At 66.6% G+C, this 20,326-nt stretch carries 20 protein-coding genes and 1 pseudogene; 11 read left to right on the top strand and 10 right to left on the bottom strand.

Translation table 11 applies throughout. The annotated features are described in order from the left end of the window. Positions 1-391 precede the first annotated feature (391 nt). Positions 392-1,330: a LysR family transcriptional regulator gene (locus AC11WY_RS17695; RefSeq protein ID WP_482927938.1), complete on the bottom strand. Its 939-nt coding sequence runs from the start codon at positions 1,328-1,330 to the stop codon at positions 392-394. Between the two features lie 109 nt (positions 1,331-1,439). Here AC11WY_RS17695 and cuyA point away from each other — a divergent pair, with 109 nt between their 5' ends. The 6 genes from cuyA (at position 1,440) to hisD (ending at position 7,345) form a co-directional block, all read left to right on the top strand. Further along, positions 1,440-2,462, top strand: coding sequence for a D-cysteate sulfo-lyase (gene cuyA, locus AC11WY_RS17700; RefSeq protein ID WP_482927940.1), 1,023 nt, complete (start codon positions 1,440-1,442; stop codon positions 2,460-2,462). Positions 2,463-2,561: 99 nt separating this feature from the next. Then, positions 2,562-3,269 (top strand): cysteate racemase, encoded by a 708-nt coding sequence (cuyB, locus tag AC11WY_RS17705; protein WP_482927942.1) that lies wholly within the window; start codon positions 2,562-2,564, stop codon positions 3,267-3,269. A gap of 52 nt (positions 3,270-3,321) precedes the next feature. After that, positions 3,322-4,305 carry a taurine ABC transporter substrate-binding protein gene (locus AC11WY_RS17710; RefSeq protein WP_482927944.1) on the top strand — a complete coding sequence of 328 codons (984 nt, stop codon included), beginning with the start codon at positions 3,322-3,324 and terminating at the stop codon, positions 4,303-4,305. A 64-nt stretch (positions 4,306-4,369) separates the two neighbouring features. Continuing rightward, entirely contained in the window at positions 4,370-5,158 is a 789-nt protein-coding gene (locus tag AC11WY_RS17715; protein ID WP_482927946.1) for a taurine ABC transporter ATP-binding protein, read from the top strand. After that, entirely contained in the window at positions 5,155-6,021 is an 867-nt protein-coding gene (locus AC11WY_RS17720; RefSeq protein WP_482927948.1) for an ABC transporter permease subunit, read from the top strand. The genes AC11WY_RS17715 and AC11WY_RS17720 overlap by 4 nt, the downstream gene beginning before the upstream one ends. 16 nt (positions 6,022-6,037) lie before the next feature. Continuing rightward, positions 6,038-7,345 (top strand): histidinol dehydrogenase, encoded by a 1,308-nt coding sequence (hisD, locus tag AC11WY_RS17725; protein WP_482927949.1) that lies wholly within the window; start codon positions 6,038-6,040, stop codon positions 7,343-7,345. Between the two features lie 169 nt (positions 7,346-7,514). Here the strand turns inward: hisD and AC11WY_RS17730 are convergent, their stop codons facing one another. Further along, the gene (locus tag AC11WY_RS17730) at positions 7,515-7,724 is read right to left on the bottom strand and encodes a hypothetical protein (RefSeq protein ID WP_482927951.1); all 210 of its coding nucleotides are present in this window, start codon (positions 7,722-7,724) and stop codon (positions 7,515-7,517) included. 222 nt (positions 7,725-7,946) lie between these two features. Between AC11WY_RS17730 and AC11WY_RS17735 the strand changes: the two genes are divergently transcribed. Next, a complete protein-coding gene (locus AC11WY_RS17735) occupies positions 7,947-8,942 on the top strand; it encodes a LacI family DNA-binding transcriptional regulator (RefSeq protein ID WP_482927953.1) in 996 nt (331 codons plus the stop codon). Here AC11WY_RS17735 and AC11WY_RS17740 read toward each other — a convergent pair. The 3 genes from AC11WY_RS17740 to AC11WY_RS17750 are packed head-to-tail and all read right to left on the bottom strand — an operon-like array spanning position 8,939 to position 12,119. Beyond that, entirely contained in the window at positions 8,939-10,111 is a 1,173-nt protein-coding gene (locus tag AC11WY_RS17740) for a Gfo/Idh/MocA family protein (RefSeq protein WP_482927955.1), read from the bottom strand. The two genes, AC11WY_RS17735 and AC11WY_RS17740, sit on opposite strands and share 4 nt — an antisense overlap. 12 nt (positions 10,112-10,123) lie before the next feature. Continuing rightward, positions 10,124-11,008, bottom strand: a complete 885-nt coding sequence (locus AC11WY_RS17745; RefSeq protein WP_482927957.1) for a TIM barrel protein — start codon at positions 11,006-11,008, stop codon at positions 10,124-10,126. A 10-nt stretch (positions 11,009-11,018) separates the two neighbouring features. Next, positions 11,019-12,119 carry a Gfo/Idh/MocA family protein gene (locus AC11WY_RS17750; protein ID WP_482927959.1) on the bottom strand — a complete coding sequence of 367 codons (1,101 nt, stop codon included), beginning with the start codon at positions 12,117-12,119 and terminating at the stop codon, positions 11,019-11,021. A 195-nt stretch (positions 12,120-12,314) separates the two neighbouring features. Between AC11WY_RS17750 and iolC the strand changes: the two genes are divergently transcribed. The 3 genes from iolC to AC11WY_RS17765 are packed head-to-tail and all read left to right on the top strand — an operon-like array spanning position 12,315 to position 14,965. Then, positions 12,315-13,280, top strand: coding sequence for a 5-dehydro-2-deoxygluconokinase (gene iolC, locus AC11WY_RS17755; RefSeq protein ID WP_482927961.1), 966 nt, complete (start codon positions 12,315-12,317; stop codon positions 13,278-13,280). 21 nt (positions 13,281-13,301) lie between these two features. Continuing rightward, a complete protein-coding gene (locus AC11WY_RS17760) occupies positions 13,302-14,144 on the top strand; it encodes a 5-deoxy-glucuronate isomerase (RefSeq protein ID WP_482927963.1) in 843 nt (280 codons plus the stop codon). Then, positions 14,141-14,965: a class II fructose-bisphosphate aldolase gene (locus AC11WY_RS17765; RefSeq protein ID WP_482927965.1), complete on the top strand. Its 825-nt coding sequence runs from the start codon at positions 14,141-14,143 to the stop codon at positions 14,963-14,965. Before AC11WY_RS17760 ends, AC11WY_RS17765 begins: the two co-directional genes overlap by 4 nt. A 180-nt stretch (positions 14,966-15,145) precedes the next feature. On the opposite strand, the gene AC11WY_RS17770 is transcribed toward AC11WY_RS17765, so the two are convergent. Both AC11WY_RS17770 and AC11WY_RS17775 read right to left on the bottom strand, forming a co-directional pair. Then, complete coding sequence (locus AC11WY_RS17770; RefSeq protein WP_482927967.1) at positions 15,146-15,403, bottom strand: hypothetical protein; 258 nt, start codon at positions 15,401-15,403, stop codon at positions 15,146-15,148. A gap of 124 nt (positions 15,404-15,527) precedes the next feature. After that, positions 15,528-16,052, bottom strand: a complete 525-nt coding sequence (locus AC11WY_RS17775; RefSeq protein WP_482927969.1) for an ABC transporter permease — start codon at positions 16,050-16,052, stop codon at positions 15,528-15,530. Between the two features lie 99 nt (positions 16,053-16,151). Between AC11WY_RS17775 and AC11WY_RS17780 the strand changes: the two are divergent. Continuing rightward, positions 16,152-17,218 (top strand): annotated as a pseudogene (locus AC11WY_RS17780) (IS5 family transposase). A gap of 168 nt (positions 17,219-17,386) precedes the next feature. Here AC11WY_RS17780 and AC11WY_RS17785 read toward each other — a convergent pair. From AC11WY_RS17785 to AC11WY_RS17795, 3 genes are all read right to left on the bottom strand, one after another. Then, positions 17,387-18,541: an MFS transporter gene (locus AC11WY_RS17785; protein ID WP_482927971.1), complete on the bottom strand. Its 1,155-nt coding sequence runs from the start codon at positions 18,539-18,541 to the stop codon at positions 17,387-17,389. 213 nt (positions 18,542-18,754) lie between these two features. Beyond that, positions 18,755-19,603 (bottom strand): MurR/RpiR family transcriptional regulator, encoded by an 849-nt coding sequence (locus tag AC11WY_RS17790; protein WP_482927973.1) that lies wholly within the window; start codon positions 19,601-19,603, stop codon positions 18,755-18,757. Between the two features lie 276 nt (positions 19,604-19,879). Further along, the coding region (locus tag AC11WY_RS17795; protein WP_482927975.1) for an IS5 family transposase at positions 19,880-20,326 on the bottom strand (447 nt) is incomplete at its 5' end.

Consider the following 20,326-nt stretch of genomic DNA (forward strand, 5'->3'; position numbering starts at 1 on the left):
CGGCGCAGCCATGTCACGCTGCCGGATCATATGCCTTCGGCCCACCGTCGCTATGCGGAATGGACCCCGGCGCGGATGCTGGCGCAGGCGACAAAGCTCGGCCCCGCAGTCGCCGCATTCTGTGAAGTCGTGATGGCGGATCGCCCTCATGAACGCTGTCGCGGTGTTTCCACTTGTAGACGGTCTGCACGGTCGTGCCAAAGCGCTCCGCCAACGCTGAAGCAGGCTCATCGCTGGCCTGGATCGCCGCCCACACCTTCGGCGTCGTCGTCGCTTGGCTGTGAAGAAGGATCCGCATGCCCGCACCCCGCGCCGAATGTCCCTCAGGATCGACCTTGCCATGAAAAACGCAGAGCGCCGACGGCCTGTGTGATGATCCGGGATGGAACAGCTACGGCCAATCGCCATGTGGGTCTGCGCTTGCGGCTCCGGGAAGCCGGTATTTGACAAGCCGTTCCCAGACCGCAACTTCGACCGGTCCCGGTTTGCCGACGAGGCGGACCGCGGTCACCTCGAGGCTGCAGTTGGGAAGGCTGTCGGACAGGTCTGCCAGCTTGCCCGCCGCGATGCGGTCCCGCGCAAGCGACTCGGGCACCCAGGCCACCCCGATGCCCATCGTTGCCAGTTCGATCGATGCGAGCGTCAGGGCGGTTTCCGCTCTTGGCGATGCATCGATCGCGCCGCGCAGGCGCGGCAGGATCCTGCGCTCCAGCACCTGACCGAGAAACACGTCGGTCGGGTAGGCGATGTACGGCAACACGCCGACGGCACGGCTTGCCGCCAGACCGGCAAGGGCTTCTGAGGCCATCACCGGAATGAGCCGCTCGACCCCGATCGTGATGCTTTCGATATACGCCCCGAGGATAGGATGCTCGTTCTCGGGAAGCCGGTAGACGATCAGGATGTCCGCCTGCCGGGACAGAAGCTGGGCGAAGCAGTCCTCGAGATTGGCCGAACGGAGGCGGATGTAGATGTCGCTGCGGTGGCGGTTGATGTCCTTGATGATCGAGGGCGTCAGGCTTGTCGTCAGCGCATGCTGGCTGGAAATGACCAGCCGGTTCTCGGACATCCGGTCGCCGCGGCGCAGGTCGGCGCCGAGTTGGCGCAGCAGTCTGGCGAGGTGCGCGATCTGATCCCGCTGGGCCTCTGTATGGTCAAGCAGGTGAACCGGCTTTCGCGTCCGGTCGAAGAGTTCGGCCCCGACCTGCTCCTCGATATTCCGGATCCGGCGCGAAAACGCCGACTGGGTCAGATTGCGCCTCTCCGCCGCCTCGGCAAACGATCCGGTCTCGGCCACCGCAAGGATGTCTTCGAGCCACTCCAGCCGCATTTCACCCTCCAACTTGCACAAGTCGCAAGTTATGTCGAAAATTTCGAATTTGCTATTCGGAATTGACGCGAAGATAGTTCCTATGCGCAAGTCTTGATAAGGAAGCTCCATGCACCTCGCTCGTTTCCCACGGGTCTTTCTGGCCCACCTGCCGACCCCTCTGGAAAAGCTGGACCGGCTGTCACGAGAGTTGGGAGGGCCGGAACTCTGGATCAAGCGTGACGATTGCACCGGGCTTTCGACCGGTGGCAACAAGACGCGCAAGCTGGAATTCCTGATGGCCGAGGCGCTGGCGATGGGCGCGGACACGGTGATGACGCAGGGCGCCACGCAGTCCAACCACGCGCGCCAGACGGCGGCCTTCGCGGCGAAGCTGGGCATGGCCTGCCATATCCTGCTGGAGGATCGCACCGGGTCGAATGACGCCAACTACAACACCAACGGCAACGTGCTGCTGGACCACCTGCACGGGGCGACCACGTCCAAACGCGCCGGGGGCATGGACATGCAGGCCGAGATGGAGGCGGTGGCCGAGAGGCTGCGCGCCGAGGGCCGCAAGGTCTACCTCATCCCGGGCGGCGGCTCGAACGCCACGGGGGCGCTGGGCTATGTCAACTGTGCCTTCGAACTGGTGTCGCAGGCGAATGACCGCGGGATGGTGATTGACCATCTGGTCACGGCAACCGGCAGCGCGGGCACGCAGGCGGGGCTGATCACCGGGCTGAAGGCGATCAACGCGGGCATTCCGCTGACCGGGATCGGCGTGCGCGCGCCGAAGGAAAAGCAGGAGGAGAACGTCTACAAGCTGGCGTTGCAAACGGCGCAGAAACTGGGTTGCCCGGATGTGGTGTCGCGCAGCGATGTGGTGGCGGACAGCAGCTATGTCGGGCAAGGCTACGGCATTCCGCGCGAGGATACACTGGAAGCAATCCGCATGTTCGCGCAACTGGAGGGTATCCTGCTGGACCCGGTCTATTCCGGCAAGGGGGCGGCCGGCCTGATCGACTATTGCCGGAAGGGCAAGTTCAGGAAGGGCGAGCGCGTTGTGTTCCTGCACACCGGCGGATCGGCGGCGCTGTTCGGCTATGACGCTGTTCTTGCGGGCGATGCCAAAGCCATGGCCGCCGAGTAACCAGATGGATCAGGCGCGGGTCAGCGGCAGAGTCAGCCAGCGGGCCCCAAGACCGGCTGACGGGATCGGCGCGGCGTTCCGCCGGACGTGTGACGCCTGATGCGGCGGGTCGGTATCCTTGGCGGCATGGGGCCGGAGGCGACCATCCTGCTGATGCAAAGGATCCTGGCCGGGGTAAGCGCCCGCGACGATGCCGACCATATCCCGCTGATCGTCGACCAGAATCCGCAGGTGCCCTCGCGCATTCGCCATCTGATCGACGGAACCGGCGAGGATCCCGGCCCGGTGCTGGCCGACATGGCCCGGCGCCTTGTTGCCGGCGGGGCCGAGGCGCTGGCCATGCCCTGCAACACGGCGCATCATTACGCGCCCGCGATCCGGGCCGCTGTGACGGTTCCGTTTCTGGACATGGTCGAGGTTTCGGTTGCGCATGCGGCGCGTCTGGCAGGGGAGCGCAGGACCATCGGCATCCTGGCGTCGCCCGCCGTGCGGAAGGTCGGCCTGTTCGATGCGCCGCTGGCAAAGCTGGGGTTGACGGGGCTTTACGCCAGCGACGAGCCCGCGATGCTGGCCGCGATCCGCCAGATCAAGGCCGAAGGACCGCAGCCTGAAGCTCGCGCGGCCCTCAAAGCTGCATCTGATGGCTTGTCTGCACGCGGCGCAGGCGTTCAGATGATCGCGTGTACGGAATTCTCGTTGATCGCGGATTCGATCGCACAGGGCGCCGAGGCATTTGACACGCTGGACAGGCTGACAGAGGCTATCACGGCATTCGCGCGTCAGGACAAACCTGCGGCGAAGCCGTGAGACGACGAGAAGACCTGAGATAACGACAACAACGACAAGGAGGTACCTACCAATGAAACTGAAGCACCTGATGATGGGCGTTGTGGCCTCTGCCCTGTTTGCGGGCATGGCACAGGCCGAGAAAATCATTATCGGCGATTTCGGCAACCCGACGCCGATGCAGCTTCTCGTCACGTCGGACGCCGTCCAGAAGGCGACCGGCTGGGACGTGGAGTGGCGGAAGTTCGCCTCGGGCACCGACGTCATCGCGGCGATGGCCTCGGGCGACGTGGTCCTGTCCGAGCTTGGCTCCTCGCCGCTTGCCATCGCGTCGAGCCAGGGTGTCGATCTGCAACTGATCGCCTTCTCGGACGTGATCGGCAAGGCCGAGTCCCTGATCGCGCACAACGGATCGGGCATCAACAGCATCGCCGACCTGAAAGGCAAGCGCATCGCGGTGCCGGTCGGCTCGACCGCCCACTTCTCGCTCATGGGTGCGCTCAAGCACGCGGGGATTGCCGAAACCGACGTGACGATCGTCAGCATGAAGCCCGACCAGATCGCGGCCTCGTGGGATCAGGGCGTGATCGACGCGGCCTGGATCTGGCAGCCGGTGCAGTCGGAAATCCTCAAGTCGGGCAAGCTGATCATCGGCGCCGACCAGACCGCGGCCTGGGGCTACCCGACCTTTGACGGCTGGGTGGTGAACACCAAGTTCGGTGCGGCCAACAAGGACAAGATCGTGGCTTTCCTGAAGGAAGTCGATCGGGTCAACGCCATGTACCTGAAGAACCCCGCAGCCTGGACGGCTGACAGCGCCGAGGCCAAGGCGCTGGCCAGCGCCACCGGTGCCGATCCTGCCCAGGTGCCCGATATCCTTGCAGGCTTCACCTTCCTGCCGATGTCGACGCAGATCACTGCGACCTGGCTTGGCGGCGCCGCCGCGACGGTCAAGAGCACGGCGGACTTCCTGAAGGCCGCTGGCCGGATCGACTCCGTCGCGAAGGACTACGCGCCCTTCGTGAACGGGTCCTACGCCGAAGCCGCCGCGAAGTAAGCGCAACGCGGTCCTGCCCGGCCCGCGCCGGGCAGGACGTCGCAACCGTTTGGGGAGTTGCCCTATGGGGCTGAAGATCGACAACGTCTCGGTGGTGTTTCCCGCAGCAGACGGGCGCCCGCCAGTTTCCGCCCTGAGCAATATCAATCTGACCATCGAGGATGATGAATTCGTCGTCGCCCTCGGCGCCTCGGGCTGCGGAAAATCCACGTTGCTCAATCTCATCGCCGGGTTCCTGTCACCGACCTCCGGCACCTTGACCCTGGGGGGCCATCGGGTCGACGGCCCCGGGGCCGACCGGGCGGTGGTCTTTCAGAAACATGCCCTGCTGCCGTGGCTGAACGTGTTGGACAACGTGGCGTTCGGCCTGCAAATTCAAGGGATCGGCAAGAGCAAGCGCTATGAGACCGCGAACAAGTTCGTCGGGCTTCTGGGGCTTGACGGCTTTCAGAAATCGCCGGTCTACAAGCTTTCGGGCGGGATGCAGCAACGCGTCGGGATTGCCCGCGCGCTGACCTGCGACCCCGAGATTCTGCTGATGGATGAACCGCTTGGCGCGCTGGATGCGCTGACGCGCGAAAAGGCGCAGGAGTTGATCCTCAACATCTGGCACAACACCCGCAAGTCGATCTTCTTCATCACCCACAGCGTCGAAGAAGCGCTGTTCATGGGAACAAAACTGGTCGTGATGTCGCCGCGTCCCGGTCGGATCACCCACCTCTTCGACCTGCCATTCTCGCGGCAGTTCCTGGCCGGCACATCCGCACGCCAGGTCAAGGCATCGCCCGAATTCATCCGGCTTCGGGAAGACGTCCTGAAGATCATCTTCGCCGACGAGGAGGCCGTGGCATGACCGACAAACCCGCTGTACCGGCGAAGACGGTCGGCCTGATCGCGCGCCTGTCGAGGGCCCGCCCGACCAAGCCGGGCGAAATCTACGGCGTGCCGGGTCAGGGCAACACGCTGTGGCTGTCGGTCTTCTCGATCGCGCTGTTCTTCTTCGTCTGGTGGCTGGTGACGGCGATGGGGTGGGTCAAACCGCTGTTTGTGCCCCCGCCGATAGCGATCCTGACCAAGTTCGTCACGATCTGGAACAGCGGCTTCACCGGCACGCCGTTTCTTGAACACCTGACGATCTCGACCGTGCGCGTGTTCAGCGCCTTCATTCTGGCCTGCGTCATCGGGTTGCCGCTTGGCCTTGCGATGGGAATGAGCCCGGTGATGCGGGGCCTCTTCGATCCGCCGATCGAGTTCTACCGCCCGATCCCGCCACTGGCCTATCTGCCGCTGATGATCATCTGGTTCGGCATCGGCGAGACGTCGAAAATCCTGCTGATCTTCCTGTCGGTCTTCGCGCCGATCGTGCTGGGCGCCCGCTCCGGCGTGAAGTCGGCGGCGATCGAGCAGATCCACGCGGCCTATTCCTTCGGGGCAACGCGCTGGCAGGTCATGCGCCATGTCATCATGCCCTCGGCCATGCCGGAAATCCTGACGGCGATGCGGGTCGGGATCGGGTTCGGCTGGACCACCCTCGTCGCGGCCGAGATGGTCGCCGCCACCAAGGGCCTTGGCTACATGGTGCTGTCGGCCAGCCAGTTCCTGCAAACCCCGGTCGTGATCATGGGGATCTTCGTCATCGCCATCATCGCCTTCGCCTTCGATCTTCTGATGCGTTTTATCGAAAGGCGCGTCGTGCCCTGGAAGGGCAGAATGTAACCTGGAAGTCAAAACCATGATCTACCTGAAGAAAGCCGGGCGCTCCGCTGAAACCGGCCACGGCGACGTGCGTGCCGTCGTTGAAAAGATGCTGGCAGAGATTGCCGCCGACGGCGAAAGTGCCGCGCGCAGATTTGCCGCCGATCTCGACAAATGGCATGGCGAGATCATCGTGTCGGCCGAACAGCGGGTGACTGCGGCCGCGCTGGTGCCGGAGCGGTTGAAGGCGGATATCCGGTTTGCCCATGACAACGTGCGCCGGTTTGCCGAGGCGCAGCGGGCGACCGTCACCGATTTTGCCGTCGAGATATTGCCGGGGCTGGTTGCCGGGCAACGGCAGATCCCGGTCTCGTCGGCCGGGTGCTATGTGCCGGGCGGGCGCTACAGCCACGTCGCCAGCGCGATCATGACCATCACCACGGCCAAGGTCGCCGGGGTTCCGCACATCACGGCCTGCTCCCCTCCGCGCCCCGGGATCGGGATTCCGCCGGCGATCATCTACACGATGGACCTGTGCGGCGCCGATGTGATCCTGAGCATGGGGGGCGTTCAGGGCGTCGCCTCGATCGCGAACGGCCTGTTCGGGGTGCCGAAGGCCGACATCCTCGTTGGCCCGGGCAACCAGTACGTCGCCGAGGCAAAGCGCATCCTCTATGGGCAGGTCGGGATCGACATGTTCGCCGGCCCGACGGACAGCATGGTGATCGCCGACGGCAACGCCGACGCCGAACTGGTGGCCGCCGATCTGGTCGGACAGGCGGAGCATGGCTACAATTCCCCGGTCTGGCTGGTCACCTCCGACAAAGATCTGGCCGTGCGGGTGATGACCCGGGTGCCCGAACTGATCCGGACCCTGCCCGACCTGAACCGCGAGAGCGCCAGTGCCGCCTGGGCGGACTTTGCCGAGGTCATCCTGTGCACCGACGCCGAGGAAATGGCGGCCGTGGCGGATCAGTTTGCGCCCGAGCATTTGCATGTCCAGGCCCGGGATCTGGAATGGTGGCTGCAACGGCTGCGGTCCTATGGCTCGCTTTTTCTGGGCGAGGAAACGACCGTTGCCTTCGGCGACAAGACCTCGGGGCCGAACCATGTGCTGCCGACATCGGGCGCCGCGCGCTATACCGGCGGACTTTCGGTGCACAAGTTCATGAAGACTGTAACCTGGCAGCGGGCGACCCGGGCGGCGGCCCGGCCACTTGCGGAGGCCACCGCGCGGATTTCCCGGCTGGAGGGGATGGAAGGCCACGCACGCTCGGCCGACATTCGCCTTGCGAAGTTCTTCCCGGACGATGTCTTCGATCTGTCCTTGGATGTGCTTTCCTGAAGCGTCCAACCTGCGCATCCGCTGCAAACGAAGCGTCACCCTCTTGCGCCTTCGGAACGGCGGGTGTGAGGTTTCCCTCGATTGTTGGCCCAACGGCCGGTCGCGGATGCCGAGATCCCTGAACGCGGTGCTGTATCACCGTCGGTCAGCGATGCTGACGGGGGCTTGGTCAGTCGTCGAACAGTGCACCTGCCAAGGAACCTGACCCGACCCGGTTCCACCAGAACGGCACCGCCTCGTGGCCGATCTCGATCCCGCGCTCGTGCCGGAGGTCCGCGACATTCCGCAACGCCGATGGGAGCCGCGCGCAGATCATCACCGCCGGGCGGATGATCTCGGGCGAGGTCTTGACGGAACCGAACGGCGAGCGCCGGGTCATGCGTGAAGCCAAGCCGGGCGCCCGCAGCGCCGCAGGCCGGGTTCCCTTGACAGTGCCCGCGAACCTTGCACGGCCATTTTCGGTTTCTGTGCGGGTGTGATGCCGCCGATGCCGGCGTGACGTTGTCGGCCGCGGGCGTCGCGCGCCACGGCAGCGAAATGACAAGCGCCGGAAACCACGCTAGGTTGACCACGAAGGCCCTGGCAAAGAGTGCACCCCGGCATGGCGATCACCCTGAAGGATGTGGCGGAGCGCGCCGGCGTGTCGCGGGCGGCGGTCTCACGCGCGTTCACGCCCGGCGCCTCGGTGTCGCCCAAGACCCGGGCCAAGGTCGAAAAGGCGGCGTCGGACCTGGGCTACAGCCCCAACATCCTTGCCCGCAGCCTGACCACCCGGAAGACCCAGCTTGTGGGGCTGGTGTCGAACAACTTCCACAATCCGGTCTTTCTGCAGATCTTCGATCTTTTCACCCGCGGGCTGCAGGAACACGGTCTGCGCCCGCTGCTGGTCAATCTGTCGGACGAAACCGACCCGGCGCGGTCGCTGAACCTGCTGCGGCAATATTCGGTCGATGGCGTGATCGTCGCCTCGTCGCATGTTCCCGACGACTTCCCGCTTGCCTTCCAGCAGGCGGGAATGCCGGTCGTTCATGCCTTCGGCCGCGCCACGCGCTCGCCCGTCGTGCCGGTGGCGGGCATCGACAATGTCGAGGCCGGGCGCATGGCGGCGCGAACCCTGATCGCGCGCGGCTACCGGCGCATCGGCTTCATCGGCGGGCCGCAGACCGCCTCGACCACCGAGGACCGCAGGCAGGGGTTCCTGGAGACCGCCGCGTCGGACGGGATCGCGGCCTCGGTCAGCTTCGCGGGCGCCTACAGTTTTTCGGCGGGGCGGGCCGAGATGGCCCGGCTGCTGCAGGCCACCCGCGCCGAGGCCTATTTCTGCGCCGACGACGTGCTGTCGATCGGGGCGCTGTCGGCGATCCGCGACGCGAGCCTTGGCGTGCCGGACGAGGTCGGGATCATCGGGCTGAACGACATGGAAATGGCGGGCTGGGCCGGCATCGCGCTGACCACGATTCACCAGCCCTTCGCGGCGATCGTCGCCGCCTCGATCGAGTTGATCGAGGCACGATTTTCCGACCCCGACCGCCTGCCCGAGGCGCGGTTGTTTCCCAGTCGCATCGTCGAACGGGCGACCCTGCGACCCCTGCCCTAGCGAAAGAGCAAGGGCCGCGCGTCCACCCAGACGCCCTCGGCCCTGGCCGAGGCGACGGCGGCATGGATCGCCGCGATGGACCGCAGGCCATCCTCGGCAGTGGGGAACAGCGTCACCGCCGGGTCGGGCGTCCGGCCGGTGCGTGCCGCCATCAGGCTTTCGCCCAGGTCGCGATAGATGTTGCCGAAGGCAAGCGGCATCCCTTCGGCGTGGCCCACCGTCACGCGGCTGGCGCGGTCGGCCTCGGGCGACAGGTTGCCCTCGCCGCGTTCGATCACCTGCAGACGCTGGCCCAGCGGCATGTAGTAAAGCTGGTTGGGCTGTTCCTGCGCCCAGCGGAGGCCGCCGGTTTCGCCAAAGACCTGGATCGTCAGCCCGTGCTGGCGCCCGATCGCCACCGACGACGTCCAGAGCCGCCCGACAATATCGGGTTGATCGGTGCCGCCCTCCATGCGGAAGTTGACCATCGCGTCATCCTCCAGCACCCGTGACGGCAGGCACGAGGCGAAGTCGGACGACAGCCGCGCCACTTCCTGTCCGGTGACGAAAGACGCCATGTGCAGCGCGTGGATGCCGCAATCGGCGAACTGGGCCGAAACGCCCGCCTGCGCCGGATCATAGCGCCAGCGCACCCGCGGGTTATCGGCATCCGCCGCATTGGCGTGGTGGCCGTGGGCGAATTCGGCGACCACCAGCCGGACCTTGCCAATGTCGCCCCGCGCCACCATCGCCCGCATGTGGCGCACCAGCGCATAGCCGGTATAGCCGTAGTTCACCGCGCAGATGCGCCCCGCCTTGCGGGCGGTCAGCACCAGATCCTCGGCCTCGGCCTCGGTCACGGTCATCGGCTTTTCGCACAGGACGTTGAACCCGGCCGCAAGGAACGCCTTCGAGATGTCGTAATGTGTGGAATTGGGCGTGGCCACGGTGACCAGGTCCACCCGGTCGGGGCGGCCCTGCTCGCCCGCCAGCATCTCGCGCCAGTCGCCATAGGCGCGGTCGGCCGCCAGCCCCAGCCGCTGGCCAAAGTCGCGCCCGCGCGCAGGGTCGTGGTCCAGCGCACCGGCGGCAAAGGTGAAATACCCGTCCAGCCCCGCGGCCAGACGGTGCGCCGGGCCGATCTGGCTGCCCTCGCCGCCGCCGATCATGCCCCAGTTCAGTCGTGTCATGGCGATGCCCCTTCAGAACCCGATGGAGGAGAGATAGGCGCGGTTGGCGCGGGCGTCGTCGATCGGCGAGGTGCCGCCCGCCGGGTCGCAGTCCTGCTCGACCGTGCACCAGCCCTCGAACCCCGTGTCCAGCAGAACCTGCCGCACGGCGGGGAAATCGACGTCGCCGGTGCCGAGGTTGCAGAAGATGCCCTGCCCGCAGGCGTCGTAGAACCCGGTGCGGTTCGCCACGGCGCGCGCCTTCACAACGGGGTCGATGTCCTTGAAGTGCATGTAGGAAATGCGCCCGATGTGGCGGCGCATGAAGGCCACCGGATCATAGCCCGCATAGGAATGGTGGCCGGTGTCGAAGCAGATTTTCAGCAGGCTTTCGTCCACCCCGTCCAGCAACCGCTCCAGCTCCGGCTCGAAATCGATGAAGCCCGCGGCATGGGCGTGGATGCCGACCGTCAGCCCGTGATCGGCGCCCAGTTGGGCCACCCGGCGGATGCGGTCCACGAAGGCCGCCCACTCGGCGGGCGCCATCTGTTCGGCCTCGGCCGCGCGGCCAGCGGTCGGCGCGCGGCGGGGCGAGATCGAGTCGATCAGCACCAGATGCCGCGCGCCATGCGCCACTAGCGCCGTGCAGGTGCGGTTGGCGGCGTCCCAGACGTCGTCCCATTGCGCCGGGTCGTGAAAGGGACGGAACACCACGCCGCCGATCAGCGTCAGACCATTCTCGACCAGCGCCTCGCCCAGCACCGTGGGGTCTTCCGGCATGAAGCCCACCGGCCCCAGTTCGATCCCCCGGTATCCGGCGGCCGCGCAGTCCGACAGCACCCGCCGCCACGGCGGATTGCGCGGGTCGTCGGCGAATTCCACGCCCCAGGAGCAGGGCGCATTTCCGATGCGGATCATGGTTGTTCTTTCACAGGTCGATCCAGCCGCCGGAGGCATGGCTGGCATGGGCGGCGGCGATGACGCGGTTGACCTCCATCCCGTCGCGGAAGGTGGGCCAGACCGGCGTGCCGGTCTCGATCGCCCGCAGGAAGTCCCGCGCCTCGATGATGATCTGGTCCTGATAGCCGGTGCCGTGGCCGGGGCCCTGGCAGAACGGCAGGTAATCGGGATGGTCGGGCCCGGTCAGGATCTTGCGGAACCCGCGTTCGGCCGGAGGGTCGTCGGCGCGGTAAAGCCAGAGCGCGTTCTGATCCTCCTGGTCAAAGCGGATCGCGCCCTTGGTGCCGGTGATCTCGTAGGCATAGCCCATCTTGCGGCCGGTCGCGATACGGCTGAAGCTCAGATGCCCCATCGCCCCGTTGGCGAAACGGCACATGAACTGGCCGATATCGTCATTCACCGCGCGCCCCGCGGTGCCGGGCCGATCCTTGTGAACGGTTGCGATATCGGCGCTGAGCCTTGCGATCGGCCCGATCAGCGCCAGCGCCGCATTGATCATGTGCGGCGCCAGATCGCCCATCGTGCCATTCGCCACGCCGAAATTGCGCCAGGTGGCCGGGCGCGAGGCGTCGGCATCGAAATCCTCGGTATGCTCGCCACGAAACCACGTCACCTGCCCGATCTCGCCACGCGCCACCAGCGCGCGGGCCTGTTGCGAGGCCGGGGTTCGGATATAGTTGAACCCCACCATGTTCACCGCACCCGCGGCCTCGGCGGCGGCCACCATGGCCTGACTGTCGGCAAGACCAGCGCCAAGCGGCTTCTCGCAGAAGACGGGCTTTTTCAGCGCAAATGCTGCTTCGGCGATGGCGCGATGAGTTTCCTGCGGGCTGGCGATGATGACGGCCTCGACCTTCGGGTCCGAAACCAGCGCGTGCCAGTCCGCTGTGGCCCGGCCAAAGCCATAGGCGACCCGATAGGCTTCGGCCGTTTCGGGCGTCGTGGCACAGATCATCTCCAGCCGCGGACGAAGCCGGGTGTTGAAGACGGCACCCACGGCCGACATGGCGACCGAATGCGCCTTGCCCATGTAGCCGCCACCGACGATCCCGATCCCGATATCCCGCATGGGGCTTCCCTCAAAAACTTTTGCAACCGGTTGCAATATGGCTATCGTATCGGCCAAGATGCGGTCAAGAGATTCGGAAAGCGGCGGTGCTGGCATGGGTCGGACGGGGATCACGCTTCGTGGAACGGCGGCGCAGCCCGTCACCACTTGCGCCATGACCGCGACAGGCCGTGCCAACCAGCGCCGGGGAACGTGATGCAGCGCCTGTGGCAGCGCATGGCGCTGAACCGGTTCGTGGTCCTCGGCCGCGTCGGCATGGACCTCAACGCCGATCCGCCGGGCGCCAGGATCGAGACCGCCACCGGATACACCGCCTCCATCGGGGGATCAGCGGGGAACATCGCCGTGGCGCTGGCCCGTCAGGGGGCCGGGGCGTCGATGCTGTCCTGCGTGTCGGATGATGCGATCGGGCGGTTCTGCCTGGCCGAGCTTGCGCGCTATGGCGTCGATACCCGGCACGTTCGCCGTGTGGGTGGCGAAAGGCGCACATCGCTGGCGCTGACCGAAACCGTTGCGGAGGGCTGCCAGACGGTGCTTTACCGCAACGGCGCTGCCGATTTCGCGCTGTCGGAGGCGGATGTTGGCGCGGTTGACTATGCACCGGTTGCCGCCCTTGTCGTCACCGGCACGGCGCTGGCCGCCGAGACGTCGCGCCGCGCCGCGTTTCGCGCCATCGCCAACGCGAAAAAGGCCGGGGCGCTGATCGTGCTGGACATCGACCACCGCGCCTATTCGTGGGCCTCGGAGAGCGAGGCCACCGCCGTCTGCAGCGAGGCCGCCGGGGACTGCGATATCGTGATCGGCAATGACGTCGAATTCGGCCTGCTGGCCGGTGGGCTGGAGGCCGGGCCCGCCTTCGCCCGCAGCCTGGCGCGGCGCGGCGCGCTGTTCACCGTCTACAAGCGCGGCGCCGAGGGTTCGACCACCTTCACCGCCGATTTCAGCTTTGCCACCCCGATCTTCCGGGTGACCGCGCTGAAGCCCACCGGCGCCGGGGACGGCTTCATGGGCGGCCTGCTGGCCGGGCTGGCGCAGGGCCGCACGCTGGAGGCGGCCGTCCGGCGCGGTGCGGCAACCGCGGCGCTTGTCGTTTCGGGCGTCGGCTGTGCGCCCGCCTCGCCAGACCACGACGCCGTCGAGCGTTTCATCGCCTCTTTCTGACCGGCACGGATAGGACCGCCCATGCACATCGCCCCCTACGACAATCGCAACCAGCCCATCGTCGGCGCGGATCATCCGCTGGTGCCGCTGGTCTATTTCAACATCGTGAAGCTGGCGGCGGGCGAGCAGTTCACCTCCACCGTGCCCGGCTATGAAACCTGCATCGTTCCGGCCACCGGCACCGTCGAGGTTTCCACCGGCGGCCAGACCTTCGCCGGGATCGGTCAGCGCCGCCTGAACGTCTGGGACGGCGAACCGGAGGGCGTCTATGTCGGCTCGGGCCAGCCCGCGCGGATCACCTGCACGCAAGGCCCGGCCGAGGTCTTCGTGGCTGGCGCGAAGCATGATGAGGTTCTGCCCCCCTTCGCGGTCCGCGCGGCCGAGATCGACCCGGTGCAGTATGGTTCCGACGACACCAAGACCCACCGCAAGATCAAGCACATCCTGGGCCAGAAATACCACGGCCGGGTCGGGCGGCTGCTGGTGTCCGAACTGTTCACCGTGGGCGCGGGCGGCTGGTCCGGCTTTCCCAGCCACAAGCACGACACCGACCGCCTGCCGCTGGAAACCCGCCACGACGAGGCCTACAATTTCCGCTTCAACCCGCCCCGAGGGTCGGGCCTGCTGATGTTGCAACGCGAGGATGGCCAGCCCGGCGACGCCTATCACATCGTCGACGGGTCCACGATCCTGCTCGACAAGGGCTACCATCCCTGCTGCGTGCTGCCGGGGTATCAGATGTATTACTTCACCATTCTCGGCGGCCTGTCCCAGCGGTCGCTGGTGCAGTATTTCCAGCCGAGCCATGCCGATCAGATCGAGACCATTCCCGGCATCAAAGACATGATCGCCAAGTTCAAATGACCCTTGCCACACTTCGCGACGTGCTGACGCCCTGCCTGACCGACGGCACCGCCGTGGCCGGGCTGGTCGTGCTGGGCTGGGAGGATGCGGTGGCCTATGTCCGCGCCGCCGAGGCCGCCGGGCGCCCGGTGATCCTGCAGGCCGGCCCCGGCTGCCGCGCCCACACGCCGCTTGCGGTCCTTGGCGCGATGTTCCGCACGCTGGCGGAAGGGGCCTCGGTGTCGGTCGTGGCCCATCTCGATCACGGCGAAAGCCTTGCTGTCTGCCAACAGGCCGTCGATTGCGGCTTCACCTCGGTGATGTTCGACGGTTCGGCGCTTGCGCTGGACGAAAACATTGCCCGCAGCGCCGAAATCGCGTGGATGGCCCATGCTGCGGGCGTGTCGGTCGAGGCGGAACTGGGCTTCGTCGGCTATCAGGACGGCGCCGACTCCCGCGGCACGGAACCGGCCGAGGTCGCCCGCTTTGCCCGCGAAACCGGGGTTGACGCCCTAGCCATCGCGGTGGGCAACCGCCATCTGATGACCGCGCCCGGCGTCCGCGTCGATCTGGGACGCCTTGCCGCGATCCAGTCGGCCGCGCCGTGTCTGCCGCTGGTGCTGCACGGCGGGTCCGGGCTGGCCCCCGCCATGCGGCGGCATCTGGCGCGCGAAACCCATGTCTGCAAGATCAATTTCGGCACCGAACTGCGCATGGCGTTCGGCACGGCCTTGCGCCGGGTCCTTGCCGAAAATCCGGCACTGTTCGACCGCATCCAGATTCTCGCCGCGACGATGGCACCCGTGACGGATGCGGCGCGAAAAATCATCGACACGCTGTGACAACAGGCAACCGAGGCGTCACCGATCATCCGCCCTGGCCCCTTGCGCCGCATCCGCGTGGGGCGCCCTCCCGGCCGAGATTGATCGGTGCGGCCCCGTCCATTCCGGGCCGCCGCGGGCTTTGCCAAAGGCCGGGCAGACCCATCCACCACAGCCCCTGACTGGCTTTGCCTGCAAAGATCACCTCCCCCGGATTCTGGCATGGGCCAAGCGGTAGCCGTTGCCCGGATCGAAGATGTTCGTGCCGCCACCGTCGAGGGGGACGGTCCCCTTCGTCACGACAAGCAGCGGCGAGATCTCGCCCGACCAGGCCGCGCCCTGAACGGCGCGGTTCACCTCGTCCACCAGGTGCCGGCCTTGCAGGTTCCGCGGTTCGGCCACGGCGACCGGCTGATACTTGTCCGGCACGGATGCGCTGACCGGCGCTTTCCGGGCCATCGCCTTCGGGGCGCCATCGCCCGCGATACCGGCGGCGGCAAGGGCGACAGCGCGGTGCTGGCCAGCAGGGGCGCGATGAAGGTTCTTCCGAGCCTGTGTGGGCCCTCCCTGAAATCAGATGCCGCTATTTGCGCGGGGCGCCGTTCTTGCGCCGCGCATAGCTTGCGATGCCGATGGCGATCAGCAGCGTGAGGCCGTTGAACATCGGCTCGACCCAGAACGAGCCGCCGAATTGCTGGATGCCGGAGATGCCAACCACAAGGATGGCCACGCCGACGATGGTGCCCCAGACGATGACGCGGCCCGGCTTGATGGTGGTCGATCCGAGAAAGGCGCCGACCAGCGCGGGCACCAGGAATCCCGGCCCGACGCCGGCCTGGCCGATGCGCAGCTTCGAGGCAAGGATCACGCCGTTGATCGCGGTCAGCAGGCCCGAGGTGACAAAGGCGCCGATGACGAACTTGCGGGTCGGGATGCCGTTCAGGTCCGCGGCACGCTGGATCGCGCCGATGGCACAGAGGGAGCGCCCGATGGGAATGTATTCGCGCACGATCCCCATCGCGACCGAGATCGCGAGGACGCAGAAGCCGGTGATCGGCAGGCCGAAGATGAAGGTTCCGGTGATCGCGTAAAAGCCGTTCGGCAGCACCCCACCACCTGCGCCCCGCCGGTGTGCCAAAGCGCGATGGAGTAAAGCAGGGTGCCGGTGGGCGTTGTTGCAGACCGCGGCCGACCGAGGATTCACAGCGTGAATCCATCCGGTTGGAAGGGCGGCAGGACGAAGCCCCCGCCCGCCCGCGACCGCACGACGAACGGGTCCAGCGACACTGCCGCCCTGAAGCAGCGCGGCTCTTGGCGGATCCGGCTGGACAAGGGCATGGCCCTGGCGTGCGCTGCAGGACGGCCGCCCCGGTGGCCCTGCGGTGTTCTCTGATGCCACCATCCAGTTCTGCCCGACGATCAAGGTTCTGTTCACGCTGCCCTTGGCGCAGACGACAGGGTTGGTGGCCAGCCTGCTTCGGATGGCGACCTGGACTGGGCGGAGCCCGAGGATTCAACCCTTTGCCGCAGGCAGAAGACACTGGCCGTCCGGATCCCATAGCGGCGCACCGATGGGCCGCTCAATCTGTTGGTCGACCGCACCGGGATCAAGTTCCGCGGAGATGACGAGTGGCAGGCCCGAAAACACCGGCCGCAGGGCCGCCGCCAATCGCTGCCCGGCAGGCGATTGCTGACAATCGCCGACAGGGGGCGCAAGCTGCATCTGGCGATGGACACCGCCGCTTCGGACATCCGGGCGGTGGAGTTCATCCCCGGCAGCGACGGTGACCGCCCGGTGCTGCCGGAATTGCTCGACCAGATCCCCGAAGGCGAAGAGATCGGCACCGTCACTGCCCCCTCCCGGATATGCAAAGCATATCCTGTCGGACAACGGACGGCGCCTGCGACACCGCAGGTGCCACTCCGCCATCATCGACCGCCAGGCCACCGAGATCATACCGATCCGCAAGAACGGACGCCCCTGGCAGAAGGACCGCCCGGCCGCACGGGCCCGAAACGAAACCCTGCGCGCCACTGCGGCCGGGCGTTCCGGAAGCGCTGGACCGGATACCTTGCCCGCGGCAGGATCGAGGCGACCCTGTCATGGTTTGCAAGCAAACCATTGCCGGGCAATGGATGCGCTGGCTCATGGCCGTCAGAGAACGTATCAGTGCACGAGACCCCGACCGCCAGACCGCAGAAATCCGGATCCGCATCGCACTGATGAACCGCTTCTCGGCGCTCGGCACGGCCAAAATCGTTCGCGTGGCCTGAACCCGACGGGGAAAGGGGAAGTCACCCCGGATGCGCCATGGCGTGGACACCAAGCGGCTGCGGTCACTTGCAAGCCGGAACGCCGCTTCCGACTGAGCTCTGGTGCACAAATCACGAAGGATTCCCAGCGTGACTCCAGGGTGTTCGTCGGCTTCCATGGCTGCCGCGTCAGGGGCCGCGATCCCGCTGACCCAGCGCCCCGGCGGTGGCCAGGCTGACGGCAATCAGCGGCAGCGACAGCCCATAGGCAAACCGGATGCCCAGGTGGGCGGCGACATAGCCCAAGAGCGGCGGCCCCAGCAGGAAGATCAGGAACGAAAACTGCGCCAGCGCCGCGATGTTCAGCGCCGAAGACCGGTCCCGCCGCCGCGCCGCGGCCGACATCGCCAGCGGAAAGATGGCGCTGGTGCCAAGCCCCATCGCGGCGAAGCCCACCAGCGACAGCAGGGGATAGGGCGAGAAAACCACCAGCAGGCACCCGGCCAGAAGCGACAGGAACAGGATGCGCGCCAGCGTCGCGGGCGACGTGCGGTCGACCACCCCATCGGCGAAATAGCGCATCCCGCCCTGCAGCACCGCAAAGCACGACACGGCAATGCCCTGCCAGAACGCGTTCGCCGCGAAGGTGTCGCGCATGTAGATCGCCGACCAGTCCATGCTGGCGCCCTCAAGCAGCATGGCGGGCACCGTCACCACCACCAGCAGCAGGATCGCTGCCGTGGGGGTGGCGAAATGCGGCGTCTCCTGCCCCGCGATGCCGGGGCGGGCGGGCAAGGGGGCGTGACCGTGCAGCGCAAGCCAACTGCCCACCGCCACCAGCGGCACCACAAGGGCAAGGTGCACCTGCGGACTGACGCCCAGCGCTGCCACCTGCGCGCCGAAGAGCCCGGCGGCAAAGAAGCCGATGCTCCAGAACGCATGGCTGCGGTTCATGATCCTGCGGCCGATCACATGTTCGGTGCGGTCGGCTTCGGCGTTCAGCATGATCTCGATGCAGCCGATGGTGAGGCCGACCGGCAGCAGCAGCAGAAACAGGACGCCCGGCGACGGCGCATGGACGGCCAGCGCATAAAGCGCGGCCAGCAGCGGGATCGCGATCGGCAGCACACGCTCGAATCCCAGCCGTTCCAGCGTCTTGGCGGCAAAGGTCAGCGACACCAGCGTGCCGACCGGCGCCCCGATCAGGCCGAGCCCCAGCGCGGCGGTGCTGACGCCCATGCCCGATTGCACATCCGCAAGGCGCGGAAAAATGTTGCCCATCGCAAACGAATACAGCGCAAAGCCGACGAAGACACGGTGCGCGGGCGAAAGATTCAAGATCACGGAAATGTTCCTTTTGACCGGGCAGTGGTAGCGGGTTCATCTCCGCTTGCAAGTCGGATCGGGCGGGGCGCGGCGGCGCTGCCTGTTGCGCAGGGCGGTTGGTGCCGGACGCGCATGTGGGCCAGCACCGGCGAGTGGCCATCCGACCTGCCGCGACCCGCGAAGCACGATGGCAAGAAACCCGCGGACACCCCGGCGACCCTCCAGCCGCGGCTATTCAAGGATGTCGAGTTCCTCGTTGATCTCGTCGATGATGCGGGCGCGCTGGACGCTGGGTTCGCCCGCAAGGCCGGCGTAGGCCAGCGCCAGCAGGCGCAGCACGCTGCCCAGCGTCGTTTGCGTCGGCACAAGGCCGTAGTGGGCCACATGGCAGCGGAACACGATCTTCGAGAACCGCTGCGCCTGCGCCAGATAGGTGTGGTCGGTCAGGGTGATGACGTTCATCCGCGTCGTGCGGGCATAGGCCAGGATCTGGCCCAGCACCTTCGGCCGGGGGTCGAGCGTCAGCAGGATCAGCACATCGCGCGGGCCGGTCATCGCCAGATCCTCGGCCAGCGCGCCCTCGCTGCCGCCAAGGGTCTGCACGTCGGGCCGGAGGCGCGAGAACATGACGCGGCCCTGACGCGCCAGCCCCTGCTCCAGCCCAAGGCCGAGGAACCAGAGCCGCGGCGCATCGAGGATCAGCCGCGCGGCGTCGGTCAGCAGGTCGGCCCGCATCTCCTCGAAGGTGCGGGTCAGGTTGTCGAGTTCAAGGGTCAGATGCTCGCCGATCGCGCGGCCCAGAACCACGCGGTCGGAGCTTGCCACCGAGTAGGAATAGGGCTGGGTCCGGTTCCGTTCCTCGCGGGCCTGCAGCTTGGCCTCCTCGAAATCGGCATAGCCAAGCGAGCGGAAGAAACGCGCCGCGGTGGCCTTCGACACCTCGGCCAGGCTGGCGAGTTCGGTGGCCGTATGGGTTTCGACGATGCCCTGATTCGCGAGGATCACCTGCGCAAGCTTCTGCTCGCTGGGCGTGAGCCGCGAGATTTTCTCGTGAATCGTTAGGATTAGCCGTGTTGCCATATGCTATCCTGTCTTGGCCGCTGGCCCGGTGCAACCGCCTTGCGTTTATGAAACACATGTTTCAGAATGATGAAACAGTGAAACACGGCGAGGGCGCGGCGCATGTCGAAAACCCGAATCATCCGGCAGCAGATCTGGGCCAAACTCGCCGAGGTCGCCCGCCCCGACACCCGGTTTCACATGAACTTTGCCGAAGTCATTCCCGACTTCGTCGGCTCGGCGGGCTTTGTTGCACATATGGGCATGAGGCCGAAGTTTCCCTTTACCTGGACAGAGTTATGCCACGCGCTGCGTGATTGGCGTTCCGAGGGCGGTGAAGCGGTTCAGTATGGCGGCCCTGATCTGAAACTCGGCGACTTGACGGTCGAAGTCGCGTGAGCGGATGCGTTCGCCCAGGAGCTTGAAGCAATGCATCTTGGTTTCGACGAGGCTTCGTCGGTGGTAGTTGCTCCACCTTCGCCAGATTGCCCAGCCGAGGCGGCGGGTGGTTCGCAGGATGTCGTTGCGGGCGTGGGCCACCGGTGTGTTCTCTTTCCAGAGCCGACCATTGCGGCGGGTCGGGATGAGGGCGAAGGCACCCTGCGCGGCGATGGCCGCGTGGCAGGCCCGCGTGTCGTAAGCGCCGTCCGCACTGACTGATGCAATCGGCTGGCCGTCGGCGATCTGGTCCAGCAACGCGGGCAGCATGGGCGCATCACCGACACCGGCCCCGGTCACGTCGAT

The organism is Solirhodobacter sp., assembly GCF_964715405.1.

Bases quoted from the DNA above. Each gene is read 5' to 3' on its own strand.
- AC11WY_RS17695 (WP_482927938.1), bottom strand. From the start codon at position 1,330: ATGCGGCTGGAGTGGCTCGAAGACATCCTTGCGGTGGCCGAGACCGGA.
- cuyA (WP_482927940.1), top strand. From the start codon at position 1,440: ATGCACCTCGCTCGTTTCCCACGGGTCTTTCTGGCCCACCTGCCGACC.
- cuyB (WP_482927942.1), top strand. From the start codon at position 2,562: ATGCGGCGGGTCGGTATCCTTGGCGGCATGGGGCCGGAGGCGACCATC.
- AC11WY_RS17710 (WP_482927944.1), top strand. From the start codon at position 3,322: ATGAAACTGAAGCACCTGATGATGGGCGTTGTGGCCTCTGCCCTGTTT.
- AC11WY_RS17715 (WP_482927946.1), top strand. From the start codon at position 4,370: ATGGGGCTGAAGATCGACAACGTCTCGGTGGTGTTTCCCGCAGCAGAC.
- AC11WY_RS17720 (WP_482927948.1), top strand. From the start codon at position 5,155: ATGACCGACAAACCCGCTGTACCGGCGAAGACGGTCGGCCTGATCGCG.
- hisD (WP_482927949.1), top strand. From the start codon at position 6,038: ATGATCTACCTGAAGAAAGCCGGGCGCTCCGCTGAAACCGGCCACGGC.
- AC11WY_RS17730 (WP_482927951.1), bottom strand. From the start codon at position 7,724: ATGACCCGGCGCTCGCCGTTCGGTTCCGTCAAGACCTCGCCCGAGATC.
- AC11WY_RS17735 (WP_482927953.1), top strand. From the start codon at position 7,947: ATGGCGATCACCCTGAAGGATGTGGCGGAGCGCGCCGGCGTGTCGCGG.
- AC11WY_RS17740 (WP_482927955.1), bottom strand. From the start codon at position 10,111: ATGACACGACTGAACTGGGGCATGATCGGCGGCGGCGAGGGCAGCCAG.
- AC11WY_RS17745 (WP_482927957.1), bottom strand. From the start codon at position 11,008: ATGATCCGCATCGGAAATGCGCCCTGCTCCTGGGGCGTGGAATTCGCC.
- AC11WY_RS17750 (WP_482927959.1), bottom strand. From the start codon at position 12,119: ATGCGGGATATCGGGATCGGGATCGTCGGTGGCGGCTACATGGGCAAG.
- iolC (WP_482927961.1), top strand. From the start codon at position 12,315: ATGCAGCGCCTGTGGCAGCGCATGGCGCTGAACCGGTTCGTGGTCCTC.
- AC11WY_RS17760 (WP_482927963.1), top strand. From the start codon at position 13,302: ATGCACATCGCCCCCTACGACAATCGCAACCAGCCCATCGTCGGCGCG.
- AC11WY_RS17765 (WP_482927965.1), top strand. From the start codon at position 14,141: ATGACCCTTGCCACACTTCGCGACGTGCTGACGCCCTGCCTGACCGAC.
- AC11WY_RS17770 (WP_482927967.1), bottom strand. From the start codon at position 15,403: ATGGCCCGGAAAGCGCCGGTCAGCGCATCCGTGCCGGACAAGTATCAG.
- AC11WY_RS17790 (WP_482927973.1), bottom strand. From the start codon at position 19,603: ATGGCAACACGGCTAATCCTAACGATTCACGAGAAAATCTCGCGGCTC.